This window comes from Halogeometricum limi (assembly GCF_900115785.1).
In the GTDB taxonomy this organism is placed as follows: domain Archaea; phylum Halobacteriota; class Halobacteria; order Halobacteriales; family Haloferacaceae; genus Halogeometricum; species Halogeometricum limi.
Map to the genome: position 1 here is coordinate 699,279 of NZ_FOYS01000002.1, position 19,292 is coordinate 718,570.

At 66.4% G+C, this 19,292-nt stretch carries 21 protein-coding genes; 12 read left to right on the forward strand and 9 right to left on the reverse strand.

The window, feature by feature from the left end; genetic code table 11:
• Positions 1-93: 93 nt before the first annotated feature.
• From BM282_RS08495 to BM282_RS08500, 3 genes are all read right to left on the reverse strand, one after another.
• A complete protein-coding gene (locus tag BM282_RS08495) occupies positions 94-2,943 on the reverse strand; it encodes a PAS domain-containing protein (RefSeq protein ID WP_089879264.1) in 2,850 nt (949 codons plus the stop codon).
• Between the two features lie 146 nt (positions 2,944-3,089).
• Entirely contained in the window at positions 3,090-3,227 is a 138-nt protein-coding gene (locus tag BM282_RS18485; RefSeq protein ID WP_175501433.1) for a hypothetical protein, read from the reverse strand.
• Positions 3,228-3,276: 49 nt separating this feature from the next.
• Positions 3,277-5,739, reverse strand: a complete 2,463-nt coding sequence (locus BM282_RS08500; RefSeq protein ID WP_089879267.1) for a glycosyl hydrolase — start codon at positions 5,737-5,739, stop codon at positions 3,277-3,279.
• 182 nt (positions 5,740-5,921) lie between these two features.
• Between BM282_RS08500 and nth the strand changes: the two genes are divergently transcribed.
• Positions 5,922-6,605: an endonuclease III gene (gene nth / locus BM282_RS08505; protein WP_089879270.1), complete on the forward strand. Its 684-nt coding sequence runs from the start codon at positions 5,922-5,924 to the stop codon at positions 6,603-6,605.
• 7 nt (positions 6,606-6,612) lie between these two features.
• On the opposite strand, the gene BM282_RS08510 is transcribed toward nth, so the two are convergent.
• Positions 6,613-7,092 (reverse strand): DUF7321 family protein, encoded by a 480-nt coding sequence (locus tag BM282_RS08510; protein WP_089879273.1) that lies wholly within the window; start codon positions 7,090-7,092, stop codon positions 6,613-6,615.
• Between the two features lie 123 nt (positions 7,093-7,215).
• Here BM282_RS08510 and BM282_RS08515 point away from each other — a divergent pair, with 123 nt between their 5' ends.
• The 8 genes from BM282_RS08515 (at position 7,216) to BM282_RS08550 (ending at position 12,059) form a co-directional block, all read left to right on the forward strand.
• Positions 7,216-8,064, forward strand: coding sequence for a DUF7319 domain-containing protein (locus BM282_RS08515; protein WP_089879276.1), 849 nt, complete (start codon positions 7,216-7,218; stop codon positions 8,062-8,064).
• A gap of 69 nt (positions 8,065-8,133) precedes the next feature.
• Entirely contained in the window at positions 8,134-8,796 is a 663-nt protein-coding gene (locus tag BM282_RS08520) for a plastocyanin/azurin family copper-binding protein (RefSeq protein ID WP_089879279.1), read from the forward strand.
• On the forward strand, positions 8,796-9,182 hold the full coding sequence (locus BM282_RS08525; RefSeq protein WP_089879281.1) for a DUF7318 family protein: 387 nt from the start codon (positions 8,796-8,798) through the stop codon (positions 9,180-9,182). The genes BM282_RS08520 and BM282_RS08525 overlap by 1 nt, the downstream gene beginning before the upstream one ends.
• A gap of 2 nt (positions 9,183-9,184) precedes the next feature.
• The gene (locus BM282_RS08530) at positions 9,185-9,979 is read left to right on the forward strand and encodes a cytochrome b (RefSeq protein ID WP_089879284.1); all 795 of its coding nucleotides are present in this window, start codon (positions 9,185-9,187) and stop codon (positions 9,977-9,979) included.
• 4 nt (positions 9,980-9,983) lie between these two features.
• Entirely contained in the window at positions 9,984-10,745 is a 762-nt protein-coding gene (locus BM282_RS08535) for a cytochrome bc complex cytochrome b subunit (protein WP_089879287.1), read from the forward strand.
• 95 nt (positions 10,746-10,840) lie between these two features.
• Complete coding sequence (locus BM282_RS08540; protein ID WP_089879290.1) at positions 10,841-11,236, forward strand: DUF7315 family membrane protein; 396 nt, start codon at positions 10,841-10,843, stop codon at positions 11,234-11,236.
• Positions 11,229-11,501: a DUF7314 family protein gene (locus tag BM282_RS08545; protein ID WP_089879293.1), complete on the forward strand. Its 273-nt coding sequence runs from the start codon at positions 11,229-11,231 to the stop codon at positions 11,499-11,501. The genes BM282_RS08540 and BM282_RS08545 overlap by 8 nt, the downstream gene beginning before the upstream one ends.
• 108 nt (positions 11,502-11,609) lie before the next feature.
• On the forward strand, positions 11,610-12,059 hold the full coding sequence (locus BM282_RS08550) for a DUF7313 family protein (protein ID WP_089879295.1): 450 nt from the start codon (positions 11,610-11,612) through the stop codon (positions 12,057-12,059).
• A 176-nt stretch (positions 12,060-12,235) separates the two neighbouring features.
• On the opposite strand, the gene BM282_RS08555 is transcribed toward BM282_RS08550, so the two are convergent.
• Together BM282_RS08555 and BM282_RS08560 are read right to left on the reverse strand one after the other, a co-directional pair.
• Positions 12,236-12,958 (reverse strand): NAD(+)/NADH kinase, encoded by a 723-nt coding sequence (locus BM282_RS08555; protein WP_089879298.1) that lies wholly within the window; start codon positions 12,956-12,958, stop codon positions 12,236-12,238.
• Positions 12,959-13,093: 135 nt separating this feature from the next.
• Entirely contained in the window at positions 13,094-14,401 is a 1,308-nt protein-coding gene (locus tag BM282_RS08560; protein ID WP_089879301.1) for a M28 family peptidase, read from the reverse strand.
• Between the two features lie 156 nt (positions 14,402-14,557).
• On the opposite strand from BM282_RS08560, the gene BM282_RS08565 reads away from it, so the two are divergent.
• From BM282_RS08565 to BM282_RS08575, 3 genes are all read left to right on the forward strand, one after another.
• Positions 14,558-15,016: a cupin domain-containing protein gene (locus BM282_RS08565; protein ID WP_089879305.1), complete on the forward strand. Its 459-nt coding sequence runs from the start codon at positions 14,558-14,560 to the stop codon at positions 15,014-15,016.
• A gap of 127 nt (positions 15,017-15,143) precedes the next feature.
• Complete coding sequence (locus BM282_RS08570; RefSeq protein WP_089879307.1) at positions 15,144-16,310, forward strand: thiolase domain-containing protein; 1,167 nt, start codon at positions 15,144-15,146, stop codon at positions 16,308-16,310.
• Positions 16,307-16,690 (forward strand): Zn-ribbon domain-containing OB-fold protein, encoded by a 384-nt coding sequence (locus BM282_RS08575; protein ID WP_089879310.1) that lies wholly within the window; start codon positions 16,307-16,309, stop codon positions 16,688-16,690. The genes BM282_RS08570 and BM282_RS08575 overlap by 4 nt, the downstream gene beginning before the upstream one ends.
• Positions 16,691-16,719: 29 nt before the next feature.
• On the opposite strand, the gene BM282_RS08580 is transcribed toward BM282_RS08575, so the two are convergent.
• The 3 genes from BM282_RS08580 to BM282_RS08590 all read right to left on the reverse strand — a co-directional run bounded on the left by BM282_RS08580 (position 16,720) and on the right by BM282_RS08590 (position 19,276).
• Entirely contained in the window at positions 16,720-17,643 is a 924-nt protein-coding gene (locus BM282_RS08580) for an alpha/beta fold hydrolase (protein ID WP_089879312.1), read from the reverse strand.
• A gap of 80 nt (positions 17,644-17,723) precedes the next feature.
• Positions 17,724-18,845 (reverse strand): methylmalonyl Co-A mutase-associated GTPase MeaB, encoded by a 1,122-nt coding sequence (gene meaB / locus BM282_RS08585; protein WP_089879315.1) that lies wholly within the window; start codon positions 18,843-18,845, stop codon positions 17,724-17,726.
• On the reverse strand, positions 18,845-19,276 hold the full coding sequence (locus BM282_RS08590; protein WP_089879317.1) for a cobalamin B12-binding domain-containing protein: 432 nt from the start codon (positions 19,274-19,276) through the stop codon (positions 18,845-18,847). The genes meaB and BM282_RS08590 overlap by 1 nt, the downstream gene beginning before the upstream one ends.
• Positions 19,277-19,292: the final 16 nt, after the last annotated feature.

Consider the following 19,292-nt stretch of genomic DNA (forward strand, 5'->3'; position numbering starts at 1 on the left):
CTCTCCGGGACGACGCGCGACCCTTTTGATTTCGACGACGCCCGACGAGCGGTGTCACGGCGGCGACGGCCGGCGTCGGGTGTTCGACTCGAACTACTCGTCCGGCGCCCGCGGCAGTGTGACGCGGAACGTCGCGCCCGACGGCCCGTCCGAAGACGCGTCGTTCTCGACGCTGACGTCACCGCCGTACGCCTCGGCAATCTCTCTGACGAGGTGGAGACCGAACCCGGTACCGGGGCTCTCGAAGCCTTTCGTCCCCTTGTCGAATATCTTCGTCCCCTGTTCGGGGTCGACGCCGGGGCCGTTGTCCGCGACGCGAAGCGTGACCGTGTCCTCGTCCGCGTCGACGCTGACGACCACGCGGGGCGTCGAGGCGTCGTTGTGCTGGACGGCGTTCGTCAACAGATTCTCGACGAGTTCGTCCAGTAGTTCGTTCGCCTCGACCGTGGCGTCCGTCGACTCCTCGTAGGAGAACACCGCCTCGGGGAACGCGTCGCGCGCGTCGGCCAGTTCGCGCCGAACGACGCCGTCGAGCGAGACGGGTTCGAGGACGACGTCGTCCGTCTCGACGAGCGCTTTCATCAGAGAGCGCATCGTCTCGACCAGTTCGACCATCGAGTCGGTCCGCCGTCGGGCCGTCTCGAGGTGGCCCGCGACGGCGTCGTCGACGCCGTCGGCGACGATTTCCAATCGAGCGTCGACGACGTTGAGGCTGTTCAGGAGGTTGTGGCGGACGAGTCGGTTCATCAGTTCGAGCCGTTCGCGCTCGTGTTCGAGTTCTTCTTCGTGGCGGACGCGGTCTGTGATGTCCTGCGAGAGCGACATCGCGGCGGAGACTCCGTCGTCGTCTCGCACGGGCACGGCCCGGTACTCGAACACGCGACCGTCGTACGCCACCTCGACGGTGTTCGTCTCGCCGTCGAGCGCTCGTTGGAGAGCGTCCTCGACCTGGTCGAGAACCGGTTTCGGCACGGCGTTCAACTCGCCGACGCGCCGTCCGACGACGTCCGCGGGTTGGAGGTCGACGCTGTCGAAACTCGAACCCGCCGCGAGGACGTACCGGAGGTCTCGGTCGAGAAGCGTCACCGCGCCGTTCGGGATGTTCTCCGCGAGCGTCCGGTAACGACGCTCGCTGTCGCGGAGTTGTCGGTCTCGCTCGACCGACCGAAGCGCGTGACCGACGATGGTTCCGAGTCGCGAGAACGCCGTCCGCTCCTCGCTGCCGAACGCGGCCGGGCGCGCCGAGTAGACGTTCAACACGCCGTACTGCGTGCCGTCGAACGCGATGGGAATCGCGGCCGAAGAACGGTAGCCGTACCGGGCGGCGTGGTCGCGCCACGGTGCGTAGTCCTCGTGCGTCTGGACGTCCGTGACCGACTGCATCTCCCCGGTCCGAAGTGCCCGAACGGTCGGTCCGGACTCTCCGGGACCCTCGCCGAGGGCGAGATGTATGTCCGACAGGTAGTCTTCGACGCCCGCCTCCGCGCGGAGCACGACTTCGCCCCGTTCCTCGTCCGCTTCGCCGACCCACGCGAAGACGTAGGAGTCCGACGCGGCCAGTTCCTCGCAGACGAGTCGCTCTATCTCCGCTCGGCTCGACTCCTTGACGACCGACTCGGATATCTGCTGGACGAGCGAGTTCACGTCGTTCAACGCGCGGAGTCGTTCGCGCTGCGACCGCAGTTCTCGCTCGCGTTCGTGCCGGTCGATGGCGGTCGCGAGGACGTTCGCGACGCTCTGGACGAAGTCGACGTCGCGTTCGGTGAACGACCGCGGTTCGGTGTCGTGGACGCCGAGGATACCCCACGGGTCGTCCACGGGGCCGACGATGGTGGTGATTCCGCTCGATACGTCGTGGTCTGCGAGCAGTCCGAAATCCGAAAAGCGCGTCTCTTCGCCGAGGTTCTCGACGACGACGGGGTCCGACGAGAGGAGCGTGTAGCCCGCCTGCGAACGTTCGTCGTCCGGAACGGTTGCCTCTCCGACGGCCCCGGGTCGCCATCCGACGCCGGACCGGAGGTGGAACCGTCCCGCCTCGGGGTCGAACGCCAAGAGTTCGCAGTAGTCGGCGTCGAGCGCCTCGGCGACGGTTTCGGTCGTCTGGCCGAACAGGTCGTCGAGGGGTGGGTTGTTCAGCGCGAGCCGTCCGAGTTCGGCGATAATCTCCTGTTGTCGCGTCCGACTCTCCAGTTCGCGCTGCGGACGGACGCGGTCGGTGACGTCCTGCGAGATGGCCAACCCGGCGAGAACCGTGCCGTCTTCGGCGCGAACGGGAACGACGTGGACGTGCCTGATTCGACCGTCGAGCGTGTGTTGGAACTCGCGAGTCTCCCCGCGGAGGGCGGCTTCGTAGTGCGGTTTCGCGAGGGCCGCGACGTCGTCGCTCAGCGCCTCCGTGAGCGTCTGTCCTTCCAGCGTGTCCGTCTCGGTAACGTCCAGGTCGTCCGCGTCGCCGCCGGAGACGAGAAAACGAAGGTCGTGGTCGAAGAGGACGACGGCACCGTTCGGGACGTTGTCGACGAGCGTCTGGTACCGTCGCTGCGACTCTCTCAGGCGTCGCTCCCGTTCTCGCTCTTCGGTCACGTCGCGGAAGTACACCGACAGTCCGGTCTCGGACGGGTGCGCGTTGACCTCGAATCGGCCGCCCAGCGGTTCGTAGTAGAGTTCGAAACTGACCGACTCCTGGGTCCGCATCGCCTCGTGGTAGCGCTCCCAGACGGCGGTGTCTCTGGCCTCCGGAAACGCGTCCCAGATGGACTGTCCGAGGAGACGCTCTTCGGACCGCTGAAGGAGCGTCTCCGCTCGCTCGTTCACGTATCTGAACTGCCACTCCTCGTCGAGTGCGTAGAACGCGTCGGAGATACGCTCGAGTATCTCCACCGGTTCGGCGAAGACGGGGTTGGTGGAACCGACGTCGTCTCCCCCGACGGGACTCCGCTCCATTAGCCGCCTCTATGCAACTGGAGTATAAGAGGTAGTGGGTCCACGGCGCCGGGTCCTGACCCCGAATTCGGGCTTTCGGCCCGAAACCGCTCCGTTCCGGAACCCGCCGAGAGCGACGAAGCGTGCGACGCGAACGGCGGAACGCCCTACGCGAACGACGAGACGACGAGGTACGGGAGTACGAACAGGACCACCGTCATCGCGAGGAGTAGCAGACCGTAACCGACGCCGGTGGCGGCGACGGTGCGCCACGCGTCGTGGTCGAACGTGCCGGGGAGGTTCATAGTCTCAGCATTCCGCGCGCCGCGCTTAACTGTTGGCACCCGACGCGTCTCAGTCGCCCCGACCGCCCCTCTGCCCGCGGCCGTTCTCGTCGTCGTCGCTCTCGCCGTTGCCTCCCCCCGCCTCGGCGTCGACTGTCGGGAACGCCCCCGACAACGTCGGGTTCGACTCGACGGGGCGAGTCGTCGTCGCGATGCTGTTCGGCCCCACGTCGAGTTCCGCGCCGTCGGAGAACGTCACCGCCTCGCTGTCGTCGCCGAAGTTGTAGGCGACGTAGGTGCGCCGCTGACCGTCGTTGAACACGGCGTACAGCGGCGTGTTCGCCGAGACGGTCGCGTCGGGCGTCCCCGCGGTGTCGAGGGTGTAGAGCCAGTGCGCCGTGTGCGCGCGCGATTCCGCGAAGTCGCCGCCGGTGTAGTCGTTCTCGTACCACGACAGCGCCTCGTCGGGGTCCGAGAGCGCGCGGAACTCCCAGAGCACGTCCGTGTACCAGCCGAGGTCGAACTCGCCGTCGCCGCCGTCGTTCTCTACGAGTTCCCGCCAGTTCGCGGCCGCGGCCTCGCGGTTCCACCCGAGGTAGAGCGAGTGGCCGCCGACCGGGAGGTAGTTGATGGCGTGGACGGACTCGGCATCCTGATTGAACCACGTGGCGTACTTGTAGCCGGACCCCCACACGATGGCGGCGTAGTCGTACCCCCAGTCGTCGGGGATGTTCTCGTCCGCGACGTCGAACCAGTACTCCAGGGCGGCGTGAATCTCGTGCGTGTAGAGGTAGACGGCGGCGTCGCGGAGTTCTTCGTCACCCGTCGCCTCCGCCCAGAGGAGAAGCGCGGCGTAGGCGTTGATGGCCTCCGAGGAGGACTCTTGGTTGCACCCCGCCGGGAGTTCGCCGCTTCCCGACGCCCACGAGTGACCGGCGTAGGGGCTGAAGTTCCGGAAGAACGGATACCGGTCGTCGTTTCGGTCCGGGTTCGCGTAGTCGCGGACGAGGTGGTTCACGACGCCGCCGTACTGCCCTTCGGCCGCCCACTCGGGGTCGACGCGAGCGAGTTCGGCCGCCGCCTTCACCCAGTAGCCGTAGTGGAAGTGGTGGTCGTTCAGGTCGGCGTCCGCGCCGAACCCCATCGGCGTCCCGTTCAGCGTGCCCCACACGTCGTCGTACCAGAAGAGGTCCGTCTCGTCGACCGTCCCATCGCTTCCGGCGGAGAACCACGTCTCCAGTTCGTCGCGCATCGCGTCGCGGAAGGTCTCGGCCGCGGCGGCGTCGCCCACCTGCTCGGCAATCGGGGCGAGTTGGAGCAGTCGCTCGTAGTTCTTCCCCGTCCAGTAGGTGCCTTCGCCCTGCCAGTCGCGGATGAGCGTCTCCTCGGACTCCACGGCGTCGACGTGGGCCGCGAGGTTCGGGACGTCCGCCACGTCGGGTAGGAACGGCAGGAGGCCGCGGAAGGGATGTTCCGTCGTGAATCCCGACCCGGCGCGGACGGACATCTCACCGCGCGGAGAGACGTACGACCAGTCCGTGAGGTCCTCGCGGACCCACCGCGACTGGTGGGGATAGAGCGCCGTCAGCGTCTCCTCGGCGTCGCCGTGCTTTGCGTCCACCTCGAAGTCGTACTCGGTGACGACGACCGACCGGTCGGCGTCGTACTCCCACGTGACAGTCGTGTCGGTGACGAACGCGTAGGCTCGGCGTCGGAACTCGTTGAGCACCTTCGGCGACGCCTCGGGTAAGAGCGCGACCGACGCGTAGCCCTCGCCGCCGAGGTCGGACGCGACGGTGCCGTCGTCGCCGACGTCCCACGAGCCACCCGGCGGCGCGAACAAGCCGTAGTGGTGTCCGTCCACCGTCACACCGAGCACGTGGTCGCGTTCGTGCCAGACCGAGGCGTCGCCGTCGAGACCCACCTCGACGCCGCCGTTCGCCGTCTCACAGTAGACGAACGGCGACCCCTGCGTCAGGGTCACGTCGATTCCGGCCGCGCCGTCGGCCCGCCGATAAGTGACAGACCAGTCACCGTAGTCGGCGACCCGCGCCGCGGTGCCGTCGCTCACGCCGGGGTGAGAGAGCGTGAGGTCGGCGTCGATGGGTCGCTCGTCGCTCGGCCCCATCTCGGCGAAGTCGTCGGTGCGCGGCCCCGACGTGAAGGGTGCGTCGCGGACCTGCCACTCGTCGGGATAGCTCAGGGCGAGTCCGGTCTCCGTCACCCGCGCCGCCAACGGGTGGACCCAGAGGTTCTCCGACAGCGGACGCCACAGCAGCGTCGTCCACCAGTCGTTCGAGGGGTACGGTGCGTCGAGGTCGTCCGTCGCGTACACCGTCCGCGGCGGTGCACCCGCCGCCTCGGGTTTGACGTGTGCGATGCTGCCCGCGCCAATCTGTTCGATGGCCGCGTCTTCGGCCGCGCTCGCGGTAAGCGCACCGCTCCCGGTGAGCACCCCGCCGGCGACGAGTGCCCGCAGATACGTTCGTCGTGTGAGTCCGGTTCGGTCCGTCGATGTGTGTGTGTCGTCCATAGCAGTCGCTCTCCGTAATCGACAGCCAGATACTGCCTCTCGTTCGGGGAACGGCCCCACTTATGATAAACATTTGTCAATATTGGGGACCGATTTGGAGTAAGCCCCTACAGAATAATTTTCCGACACGTTAGCCCGCCGACTCCGAATCACTCAACACGCCGTCGTCCCATCGCATCGACATGGGAACCCCTCTCGATTCGCGCGAGGAGCAGGTGCGAGAGATACTCGACAGACTCTACGAGGAGTATCCGGACACGACCATCTCTCTGAACTTCTCGACCCGACTCGAACTGCTCGTCGCGGTCGTGCTGTCCGCGCAGTGCACGGACGAACGGGTGAACAAAGTGACCGCCGACCTGTTCGAGAAGTACCGCTCGGCCGAGGAGTTCGCCGCCGCCGACCAAGACGAACTCGCGGACGACATCTCCTCTATCACCTATTACAACAACAAAGCGAAGTACATCCGGTCGGCCTGTTCGGACATCGTCGAGACGCACGACGGCGAGGTTCCCGACACGATGAGCGAACTCACCGACCTGGCGGGCGTCGGCCGGAAGACGGCGAACGTCGTCCTCCAACACGGTCACGACGTGGTCGAGGGCATCGTCGTCGACACGCACGTCCAACGCCTCTCGCAACGCCTCGGAATCACGGACGAGGAGTACCCGGAGCAGATAGAGACGGACCTGATGCCCGTCGTCCCCGAGGAGGACTGGCAGCAACTGACGCACCTGTTCATCAGCCACGGCCGCGCCGTCTGCGACGCGCGCAACCCGGACTGTTCTGCGTGCGTGTTAGAAGATATCTGTCCGTCGTCGAAGGCGGACCACGACGTGGACTTAGCGAGCGGCGAGGCGTGGTAGCGGCCGACTACAGCACGTACGACGAGACGTACTGGTACGCGCCGAGGAACCACGCGAGTATCCAGAAGACGACGTAGCCGAAGACGCCGATTCGGAGGCGGCCGCGCCACGCGCTCATGTTCTCGTGTAAGTCGTCTAAGTCCACGTCGCGGTCGGGGTTGTGGTAGAGGTCGGCGTTCCGCTTGGCCTGGAAGATACGGACGATTCCCGAGAGCGCGAACACGAGCATCGCGTACGCCTGCAGACCGAGCACCGCGTGGAGGGCCGAGAGACCGCCCAGTTGCTGGAGGAGGCGCGGCGCCATCCAGAAGACGACCGGAATCGTGTTGAGCGCGAGGCCGGGGACGATGAACTTCAGGTGGTAGACGAGGACGTCCCACGTCACCGTCTCGGCGTCTATCATGATCCACGCGCCGTAGAGGTAGAACGGAAAGCTGACCGTGACCATCAACGCGGCACCCGTCGCGATGGCCGTCTCGGATACCATCGCCGAGGCTAGGGAGCGAGGGGGCCTAAATGGCCCGACTCCGACGCGGTGCGGAACGCCCCCTCCGAGCGGTCGAGCGTCCCTGTCGGAGGGCTTAACAGCGTCGCGGCGGAATATCCGGTGATGGCCGACGCCTCGGAAGAACCCCCCGACCGCCAGCCGGATTCCGCCGACGTTTCCGACGCCGAGGACGCGGAACTGGAGGCACTGCGGCGCGAAGTCGAAGAGAAGTACGACTTCGACAACTTCGGGCCGGCAGAGATGGCGGAGATGACCGTCGACGAGTGGGAAGCGGCGTTCGACCCCGACTCGTGGGTCGTCGGCGAGGAACTGCTCACCCGACTGGAGAAGGAACTCAAGAGCAGGGTCGCCAGACGGGAGATTTTCGGCGTCGTCGAACGCGTCACCGTCGACGGCGTCCCGCACGTCCTCGTCTACTCCGACGAGGGGTACGCGCTCGTCTCGCCGGACGGTGACCTCGAAGGCGAGGGCACCGTCTACCGCGACGTGAAACCCTCGCTCGTCCTCTGTTCGATGGAGGACTTCGAGGTGCAGGAACCGCCGGAGAACTTCGCGCTCCCGGACCCCGACGATGTCGTCGAACAGTCGAGCGAACTCGGCAACACGATGCTGCAAGTCATCGCCGCCGGGCAGATTCTCGGGGGCCTCACCCTCCTCGGTCTGTGGTTGCTGACGGACCTGATTCCGTTCGCCTCGAACGGGGACGTGAACATCGTCCCGCCCGTCGCGGCGGGCTTTTTCCTCGTCATCGGCTTCTTCCTCTTCGTGGTCGTCGCGAACGCCCGTCTCTCGGACCGGTTCCGCGCCGAAGAGTACCGCGAGAGACTCCGTGCGGTCCGCGACGGCGGGCGGCCCGACTTCATCCCGTTGGACGAGGTGAGTGGTTCGCGACTCGAATCTCGCGCGGGCGACGACGACGCCGCGAGAGAGCGTCGTCCCGACAGTTCCTGAGACGGCGACAGCGGCCCGGTGCGGGGGAGTCGGTGGGTTTAAGCGCGTTCCATCCTGAGAATTCCGTGTATGAAAAGGCGGGACTTTCTGAGAGCGGCAAGCGTCCCTGCCGCGACCGCGACGGCTTCTGCCGCCGCCGGTGTGGGCGCCGCCCAAGAGACGGGCACCTCCACGTCTGGCGGGACTGGCACCGCCACCGGAACGGGCGCAGGAACAGGAACCGGCACCGGGACGGGAACGTCCGGCGGTGGCGGCGGTGGCGGCGGCGCGACCGAGACGGTCGAGGTCGGCCCCGGTGGCTCGCTCGTGTTCACTCCGGGCACCGAGGAACCACTCGAAATCGCCCCCGGCACCACGGTCGAGTTCGTCTGGGAGTCGGACAACCACAACATCGTCGTCGACAGTCAACCCGACGGCGGAGGCTGGGAAGGGCACGAGCCCCTCGAAAACACCGGATTCACGTACAGCTACACGTTCGAGACCCTCGGCGAGTACGCGTACTACTGCCAACCGCACCAGTCGGCCGGGATGGAGGCGACCATCGTCGTCACCGAGAATCCCGGCGCCGGCGGGGGCGGCGGCGAGAAGGAACTCCACGAACTCGGCGTTCCGATTCAGGCCCACTGGGTCGGCGCCGCGACCATCCTCGGAATCATCGTGACGGTCATCTTCACGTTCTACATCTTGAAGTACGGTGAGTCCGCACACACAGGTACGGGGAGGAACGGATAATGTCCTCTAGCGGCAACACGTACGGCGACATCCACCGGTACGAACCGGCCCGAGAGAGCACGGCGGCCGCGATAGCCATCGTCCTCCTGACGATTATCGAAGTCGTGTTCGTGTTCCTGTTCAGCTACGGACTCGTCTCCGGGTGGGGACTGACCGACACGGGGAACATGTTCCTCGGCGCCGTCCTCGCCGTCATCTTCGTCGACCTCGCGTTCATCCTCGCGCTCTATCGCAAGGAGTTCCTCCCGGACGTGATGATCGTAAAGAAACGCCGTCGCAAGTGGGAAGACCTCTACATCCGTGAAGAGGACGTCGACGGCGTCACACTCGGGACGGGCGCGTGGGACCAGGTCAAACGCGCCGTCTACCCGTACTACAAGAGGTAACAATGAGCTTAGAACGCAAAGACGAATACGACCACAAGGGCTGGATGAAGGAGAAGGACCTCACGCCGGTGGAGTCCACGTTCCTCGTCACGCTCATCTGGCTCGACAAGCGACTCCGCATCGTCGACTATCTGGAACTGATGGAGACCCTCTACTACCGGGTCAACCTCCAGATGCCGAAGAGCCACACCGAACAGTACAACCTCGACAACAAGTTCTGGTACTGGTACCCCCTGTACACGCTGGGACTGTTCTCGACGCTCGCGTACGTCGTCGCCGCCATCAGCGGCGCGCTACTCGGGTTCTACTACTCGCCCGCGACGACGGGCGACCCGACGACGGCGTACAGTTCCATCACGTTCATCATGACCGAACTCCAGTTCGGGTTCATGCTCCGGTCCATCCACCGATGGTCCGCGCAGGTGATGGTGGCCGCGGTGTTCCTCCACATGCTCCGCGTCTACTTCACCGGTTCGTACAAGGAACCGCGCGAACTCAACTGGCTGCTCGGCATCGTCCTCATCAGCCTGACGATGGTGTTCGGGTACACCGGCTACCTGCTCCCGTGGGACCAACTGGCCTTCTGGGCCGGCCAAATCGGCGTCGAGATGTCGCTGTCGGTCCCCCTCATCGGCGAGTGGGTGGCACAGCTCCTGTTCGGCGGATTCACCCTGAGTCAAGCGACGCTGCAGCGGATGTACATCCTCCACGTGTTCCTGCTGCCGTTCGTCGTGACGACGCTCATCGCCATCCACATCGGTATCGTGTGGGTGCAGGGAATCGCGGAGCCACACTAGTACAATGAGCAAAGACACCAACACAGAAGACGTGCAGACGGACGGCAGCGGTATCGTCGCACCGGACGACGAGACACCGACGTGGCGCGAGCGTAAAGAGCGCTCGGTGGGCCTCTCGCGACTCACCTACGAGTACTTCGAGCGCTCCCGCCGCGAGGACCAGGACCTTCGGCAGGAGTCCGACTACGTCGAACGCGACGTGCTCGCCTTCCCGACGTGGCCCCACGAGATAATTCGAAACCTCGCTATCGCGAGTTTCTTCACTGGGATGATCCTGTTCCTCTCGGCGACGCTGCCGCCGCACATCGGCGCGCCCGCGAACCCGAGTTCCACGCCGGCCATCATCCTGCCCGACTGGTATCTCTACTGGTCGTTCGGCCTGCTCAAACTCAACCCGCTGAACCCCGAACTGGCCATCCTCGGCGGACAGAAACTGATGGCCGACCGGACGTACGGCGTCCTCGCGAACGGCGTCGTCGTCGGCATCATCGCGATGGTGCCGTTCCTCAACAAGGGGTCCGCACGCAGACCGGTCGAACAACCGTTCTGGGCCGCCGTCGGTGTGATGGGCGTGCTGTTTGCGTTCACCATCAGCATCCTGGCGGTCAAGAACCTCTACCCGGGGAACCCGGACATCCTGTTCGACCTGACGTTCCTCGCACCCATCGTCGGCGGCTTCGTCACCTACGCGGTGCTGAAGACGATGCGTGAGGGGTACATGTACGACCTGAACAAGCGGTACTACCGGCTCCGACCGCCGAAGTAACCGCGACTGCCACCCCGGTCGGTCGTCTCTCGAACCGACCCGAACCGACGGCCGACACGGAAAGGCCCTTTTCCTTCGCACCCTAACTGCCGACGATGACCGACGGAGACGGCACGGCGAGCGCCGACGCCACACAGACGACCGAGAGTACGGAGCGAGGCGGCCGCCGTGAACACGTCGTCCCGATGCGGTTGTACAAGACAGTGACGGTGTTCTCGACGCTCATCGCCGTCGTCGGCGTCGTCGTCGGGTTCATGTTCTTGGACGCGGCGACCCTGAACGTCAGTTTCCTCGGAGCGCTGGTGACGGGACTGCTCGCGGCCCTCGGCGTCTCCGTCGCCGACGGCATCGTCAACACCGCGCTGGCCGTCCTCGGTCTCGCGCTCATCGGTTTCGGAGCGGGCGTCTACACTATCGGCACCCGGTTTCGCGCTCAGGGAATGGGAAAGTCTCAAGAGGACTCCGACGAACTCTCCGACAACAATGGCTGACGAGTTCATCAAGGGGCTCGGTATCTTCACCGCCGGCGGTCTCGGCTGGATGGTACTGGCGTCCTGGTACCGGACGAGCAGTTTCGAGAGCAGCCAACAGCTCATAGAAAGCGTCTCCGCGGGCGACACGCTGTTCGACGCTCTCGGCGTGATGCTCATGAACGGGCTGTTCTGGTTCACGATTCTCGGCGCGCTCACGTTCTGGGTCCTCATCCCGATGGGCCGACAGGCCCGCGGCGCACTCCGCGACCGACGCGCGCAGTAACTCGGCTCTTCTCTGCGGTCTCTCCGAACTCACCGAGTCGGTGACGAGGCCCGGCCACGGCGCGGCGGATTGGAAAAACTCTAAAGACTGCTACACCCAAGACAGCATATGCAACCCCTACAGTTCCTCGTCCCACTCGACGCCTTCGCGGGGATCGAACCGGTGCTCAAGTACGTTATCTTGGCGCTCGTCCTCGTCAACATGGTGACGCGACTGCTCGCTCACCGCTCGCACGTCAAACAGGCTCGCGACGGAGACGGCGACGAGTCGCTCTCGCGGTTCCTTCCGCACTCCATCACCACGGTGCTTCTCGTCCTGGCGTCGTTCCTCCTGCTCGTCTTCGAACCGCACGCGGGGACGGTGCTCTCGACGCTCGTCATCGGTCTCTTCCTGGCCGACGTCTTCGAGTACGAGTCTCGCCGCGTCGAAGCGCGCTCGAAGGGCCTGGAACTGGAGTACCCGAAGGCGGCGCTCGGCGCGTCCGTCCTCGTCCTCATGTACGCCGCCTACCAGAGTCTGTTCTTCCTCGTCGAAGGCTACTGGAACCTCGTCGTCTAACGCCTCTCTACGACTTTTTTGCCGCGCTCGTCCCCGCTTCGAGCGACGCCGCTATCGTCCGTTCTCGTCTGTTGCCGTCTGTTATCGACCGTTACCGACCGTTACCGTCCGCTATCTGGTCGGTGCGCGCGCGCCAGCGACGACTCGGAGAAAGACGTAGACCCGAAGAAAAGCCGTTACAGCGTCGACTCGCCCTCGTCGCCGCGGATTCGAAGGAACGACCGCGACCCGCCGACGGCGAGTTCCACCGGCGCGTCCGCCGGGACGGTTCGACGTACCTCGTCGTCGAGGACGAGCGAGACGGCCGCCTCGTCGCGTTCGACCGAGAGCGTCACCGGAAGCCCGAGCACCCACGAGTTCGAAAGCGTCGTGTACGGCGAGATGGGAACGGCGACGACGCCCGTCCCCGGTGCGAGTACGGAGCCACCGACGGCGCGGGCGTAGCCGGTGCTCCCGAGTGGGGTGGCGACGACGACGCCGTCGGCGCGGAACGAACCGACGCGTTCCGTCGGCGTGGCGACGGCGTACTCCGAGATGCGCGCCGGTTCCTCGGTCATGAGCGTCACGTCGGCCAGCGCGTTCCCGACAGGCTCGCCGCCCACGGAGACGGTGAGAACGGGGTGGGAGACGGTCCTCGTGTCTCCCGTCGCGAGAGCGCGCACCGCCTCGCCGACGGCGACGGGAGCGATGGAGTCGTGGCCGACGCTGCAACCGACGGGGAGAATCGGCGCGGGTGAGGACGCCTCGGCGAACGAGAAGAGCGCGTCCTCGCCGACGGCGAACACGGCGTCGGCGTCGGTGAGCGCGTCGGCGACGACGCCGCCGGCGGTGACCACCGACTCGGCGACTCCCCCGGCGTCGTCGCCGCGAACGGCGACGGCGGGCGCGTCGTCGCTCACGATTTCGCCTCCGGCGCGCCTCTTCGGAACATCGTCTCTCGGTACGCCGTGGACCAGTAAAAGACCCGGCGGTTCGGCGTCGGGCGGTTCTCGCGTCGGTGACGTGTCGATGGCTCGTCCGTTACCGTGTCGGACTCAGTACGGCCAGTCGCCGGTTATCTTCATCCCGGCCGCCAGGTCTTCGGCCTCCAGCGCCTCGATTATCTCGGCTTCGTCCTTGTGGGGGACGTCGGTGTCGGCGTCGGCGAGCGTGACGACCAGTTCGGCCAAGAGGATGGCCTGTTCGCGGAGGTTGCGGACTTCGAGTTTGTCGAGCGTGTCCGCGAACGTGTGGCCCCACCCGCGTCCGCGGCCCTCACCGCTCGCAGAGACCATGTAGCCGGGGACGCCCCAGCGAGTGAACGGCCAGTGGTCGCTGTGCGGCACGAGTTCGGGAACGGTCGTGACGGGGTGGTCGAACGCCTCGGCCACGTCGTCGACGGCGTCGCCGAGTTCGTCGAAGCCGTGGGTGTGGAACGTCAGCGTCCGTCCGAAGACGACGGCGTCGTTGTTCACGACGGCCCGCACGTTCGCTCTGTCGTCGCCGAGACGCTCGGACTCGTGGGCGGAACCGACGAGTCCGACCTCTTCGGCCCCGAACGCGACGAACCGGATGCGCGTGTCGAGTTCGTCCTCCCGTTCGGCGAGGATGCGCGCGAGTTCGACGACCATCGCGGTGCCGGACCCGTTGTCCCACGCGCCCTCGGCGATGTCGTGCGCGTCGAGGTGGCTGGTGACGAGTACCTCTTCCTCCGTGTCGGGGCCGAGTTCGGCGTGCACGTTTCCGCTCTCGGCGTCGGGCGTCTCGCAGTCCACCTCGACGGTCACCTCCTCGCTCTCGCATCGGCGAGCGAGTCGGGCGCCGACCTCTTTGCTGACGCCGACGGCCGGGACGTCGCCCACCGGGGACGCCTCGGTGCCGACGCTCCCCGTCGGCGGGAGACAGCCTTCGACGTGGTTCGCGAACACGAACGCCTCCGCGCCCGCCTCGACGGCGTGGTAGTACTTCTCGCGGCGGTGGATGAACCGCTCGTAGTGGTCCGGAACCGTCGACGAGACCATCACGACCTTCCCCGAGAGGTCCTCTGCGAAGTCTTCGGGGAGGCCGTACCCGAGGTCCACGAGTTCGCCGGCGGCGGTGTCCGCGGGACTGCGCGGGAGGGCGATGCAGTCCTGCGTGGTGTCGCCCGCGTAGACGGTGCTGTCGCCGCGAACCCAGCCCTGGATGTCGAAGGTGTCGATACGGGCGTCGCGCGCGCCCGCCTCGGCGAGGGCGTCGCGCGTCAGTTCCATCGCCTCGCGTTCGCCGGGCGACCCGGCCATCCGGTCGCCGATATCGACGAGCGATTCGAGGTGGTCCCATCCGAAGTCGCTGGTGAACGTCTCACCGATCCAATCGGTCATGTGCCAACGTCCACCGTCCGGTCACTAACCGTTACGGTGCCCCCCGCCGTCCACCGGTTCTTCGACGTCGAAATTCCTCCCTCCCGCGATGTCGCCGAGCGACCGAGGACGCGCGTGCGGTGCGTCTATGTGTCGTGCAAACGAACGACACGGCATATGAGAAAAGTACCGTTAGCAAGCCCCGACGATGAGACCGAAGCCCGCGTGTTCCGTGGACTCTCCGACCCCCTCGAAACCGAGAACGTGGCGCTGAACTACTTCGAGCGCGCGCCGGGAGAGAGCATCGGCGACTGCTACCACAGACACCACGAACAGGAGGAACTGTTCGTCGTGCTCTCTGGAACGGCCACGTTCGACACCGAAGACGGTCCCGTCGTCGTCGAGTCGGGAGAGTGCGTCCGATTCGCTCCCGGAGAGTGGCAACAGGGCTGGAACCGGGGTGCCGACCGTCTCGTCGTCCTCGCACTCGGGGCACCTCGGGAGACGGGACCGACGGACCTCCGTCGCGAGTGCTCGTCTTGCGACGAACGGACGCCCGTCAGGGTCGAAGAGGGTGCGACGGAAGTCGTGTTCTACTGCGCCGAGTGCGGCGAAGAGACCGGCCGGTACGACTGACAGACCGGTCGTACGCACGAATCGACACGCACACCCATCAGAGCGTGGTTCACACGCCGTGCGGTTCGTGCGCACCCGGTTCCCGATTCCGGCAGGTTATTACACTGTTTGTAACGTACGTTTGTGTATGAACGACGTTCGAGTCGCCGGCGTCGGCCTCACCCACTTCGGACGGCATCCGGAGCGAACGGGCCGTGACCTCTTCGCGGAGGCCGCACTCGCGGCCCGTGAGGAAGCAGGCGTCGCGCGCGACGCGTACGAGGGAATCCACTACGGCAACTTCATGGGCGCACTCGCGGAGCGACAGGGCCACCAAGGGCCCCTGATGGCCGAGGCGGCCGGACTCGACTGCCCGGCCACGCGCCACGAGTCCGCCTGCGCCTCCGCGGGCGTGGCCGTCAGAGAGGCCGTCCACGCCATCCGCGCGGGCGAACAGGACGTCCTCCTCGCGGGCGGGATGGAGCGTATGACGAACCTCCCGACGACGGAGGTGACCGAGTCGCTCGCCATCGCCGCCGACGAACTGTTCGAGGTGCGCGCGGGGATGACGTTCCCCGGCGCGTACGCGCTCATGGCTCGCGCCTACTTCGAGGAGTACGGCGGCTCTCGAGAGGATTTGGCGCACATCGCGGTGAAGAACCACGCCAACGCCGTCCCGAACGAGTACGCGCAGTACCGCCGCGAGGTGACCGTCGAGGACGCCCTGAACAGCCAACCCATCGCCACGCCACTCCACCTGTTCGACGCCTGCCCCATCACGGACGGCGCGAGCGCCGTCGTCCTCGTCAGCGGCGACTACGCGGACGAACACGGACTCGACGCCCCCGTCTCCATCACCGGGACGGGACAGGGCGGCGACAACCTCGCCCTACAGGACCGCGAGTCGCTCTCGCAGACGCCCGCGGCGGAGAAGGCGGCGACGGCGGCCTACGACGACGCCGGAATCGGCCCCGACGACGTGGACGTCGCCGAAGTCCACGACTGTTTCACCATCGCAGAAGTGCTCGCGCTGGAAGGACTCGGTCTCTTCGAACCGGGAGCGGCCATCTCCGCGGCCCGCGAGGGGGTGACGACGCGGGACGGACGCCTCCCGGTGAACCTCTCCGGTGGGCTGAAGGCGAAGGGACATCCCGTCGGCGCGACGGGCGGCGCGCAGATAGTCGAGATGACGAAACTGCTGCGCGGGGACCACGCCAACAGCGACGCCCTGTCGAACCCGAAGGTCGGCGTCACGCACAACGCGGGTGGCACCGTCGCCAGCGCCGTCGTCCACGTGTTGGAGGTGGACCGATGACGGACGCCGGCTACGACGAGTGGCTCTCGGCCGTCGGCGACGGCGAGGGGTTCTACCTCGCCTGCCCCGACGGTCACGGGTCGCTCCCGCCGCGGCGGACCTGTCCGCACTGCGGCGCGATGGAGTTAGAAGAACAGCCACTGCCCGACTCCGGAACCGTCGAGACGTTCACCGAAGTCCACGTCGCCGGCCCCGACTTCGCCAGTCAAGCGCCGTACGTCACGGCCATCGCGTCGTTCGGTCGGGTCCGCCTCACGGGCGTCCTCCGCGGGGCGACGGACGACGAGAGACCGAATCCGTCGGTCGGCGACTCGGTTGACGTCGGGACCGCGGAGAACCCGGACACCGGCGACACGATGCTCGTGTTCCGACCGCGGTAGTTTAGTTCTCCCCTTCGCTCGTCTCCTTCTTACGCGGGCACGCCCAGGTCCTCGCGCACCGTCGAGAGGAACTGGTCGGGGAACTCCACGTGCGGCAGGAGTTTCGCGTCGTCGAAGACGACGAGTTTGCAGTCGGCCTCCTCGGCGAGTTCGCGGCCGCGTTTGAGCGGAACGAGGTCCGACTCCCGACCCCAGACGAGTGTGACGGGCACGTCGACGTCACTCAGCGCCGACGCGAGGTCTATCTCGGAGTTGAGGTAGCCGCTGACGAACGACGCGGGCGCGAAGCGAGCGTTCTCTTGGTGGGCGGTCTGCCACTCGTACTCCATCCACTCCTCGCCCGCGCGACTCGGGTCCGCGTAGCCGTGGTCGGCGTTGAAGTAGCGGATGGAGCGCTTCGACCCGACGAGGTTGAAGAGCGCTTCGCCGAGGAACGGCGAGCGGAGGAGTTCGCGGAGCCACTGCTTCGGTTCGGGGCCGCCGCGTTCGGTCGGACAGACGAGAATCATCCGCGAGACGTCCGGGTCGGCCGCGACGAGGTAGGCGGCCGTGAGCGAAGAGGCGACGACGGCCGGGTCGTCGAACTCGCTCACGAAGTCGCCGACGAAGTCCTCGTAGAGCGCCGCCGAGTAGCGCAGTTGCGGTCTGTCGGAGGTGCCGAACCCCGGCAGGTCGGGCGCGACGACGTGGTAGTCCTCGGCGAGTTCGGAGAACACCTCGCGGAACTCGCCGCTGGACCCGGCGGCGTTGATGCCGTGCAGGAGAATCAGCGTCGGGTCGTCCGCGTCGCCCGCCTCGGTGTACTGGACGTCCATCCCGCGCCAGCGGTAGGTCCGCTGGTCGCCGGAGAGTGCGGGGTCGAGCGGCGATGCCCGGCGGGAGAGGGCGGCGTTCGCGGCGGCGACGATACCGGCACCGACGGCGAATCCACCGGCGAGAGTTCGGAGCTTCATACCGGAAGGAAAGACCGCGACGATATTATATCCTGTTGGCTGGCAGGGATTTCGGAGGGGGCGGTCGAACCGTCGCCGAGTCAGGTCTCGTCGCGGTCTTCGACGCACTCGCGGATGGGTTCGAGTATCTCTTCGGCGACGGCGTAGGGGTCGGTCTCTCTGTCGGCGACGGCCGCCGCGAGGCCGTCGACGCCACCGCGGCGGTCCAGTTCCGCTTTCACCAACTCGTTCGCGTCGCTCCGGAGCAGTTGTCGAATCTCCTCGGCGTAGCGCATCCGCGCCTTCTCCGCGCGCATCCCGGAGTCGTCGAGGTAGTCCGCGTGGTCCGCGAGCGTCTCGACGAGTTCGTCCACGCCGTCGCCCGTCGTCGCCACCGTCTCGACGATGGTCGGTTTCCAGTCGGGGGCGTCGTCGTCTCCGTCGTCGTCCGCGGCGTCGTCGCCGTGGTCCCGCCCGTTGCCGCCGGAGACGCCCTCCGGGAGACTCGTGTCGACGCCGTGGTGGCCCACGTCGAGGTTCGCACCGGGGTTGTCTCGGAGGTGTATCATCTCCTCTAACTCCGCGACGGTACGGTTCACGCCGTCCATGTCGGCTTTGTTGACGACGAACACGTCGCCGATTTCGAGGATGCCCGCCTTCAGCATCTGCACGTCGTCGCCGCTTCCCGGTTGGACGAGGACGGTGACGGTGTCGGCGGTGCGAACGATATCTATCTCGTTCTGTCCCGCGCCCACCGTCTCGATGAGTATCACGTCCTTGCCGAACGCGTCGAGCGCTTTCACCGCGTCCGCCGTGGCGGTGGAGAGGCCGCCGAGTTGGCCGCGCGCGCTCATCGACCGGAAGAACACGTCCATGTCGCCGACGTTCGACGCCATCCGGATTCGGTCGCCGAGGACGGCCCCGCCGGTGTACGGCGAAGAGGGGTCGACGGCGATGACGCCGACGGTGAGTCCGGCGTCGCGGTAGGTCTTCGCCACCTTGTCGACGAGCGTGGACTTCCCCGCGCCGGGACTCCCCGTGATGCCGACGACGTCCGCGTGACCGGTGTGTTCGTGGAGTCTGGAGATGAGGTCACGGTAGCCTGGACTACGGTTTTCTATCTTCGTGATGACTCTCGCGAGTGCGCGGTGCTCGCCCGCCAACAGGTCAGAGACGAGTTCGCGGTTTCGGTCTTCGTACGTCGTATCTTCGGCGTGGCTCATCAGTCGCGGTCTGGCGCGTTCTGTCTGACGAACTCGATGGTCTCTTTCATCGGCGTGCCGGGGCCGAACACCTCGGAGACGCCCATCTCTTTCAGTTCCGCGCGGTCCTCGTCGGGGACGATACCGCCGACGAGGATGAGTGTGTCCTCGAACGCGCCGTACTCTTTGAGACCGTCGATAATCTTCGGAACGAGCGTGTTGTGCGCTCCCGAGAGGATAGAGATTCCCAGTACGTCGACGTCCTCTTGGACGGCCGCCTGGACGATTTCGTCGGGCGCGCGGTGGAGCCCGGAGTACACCACCTCGAAACCGGCGTCTCGGAAGGCGCGAGCGATGACGTGCGCCCCTCTGTCGTGTCCATCTAATCCGACCTTCGCGATGAGACAACGGATGTTTCGCTGTTGCTGGCCGCGGTCCGTGTCGGCGCTCATGCCCGTGGGTTCGCCG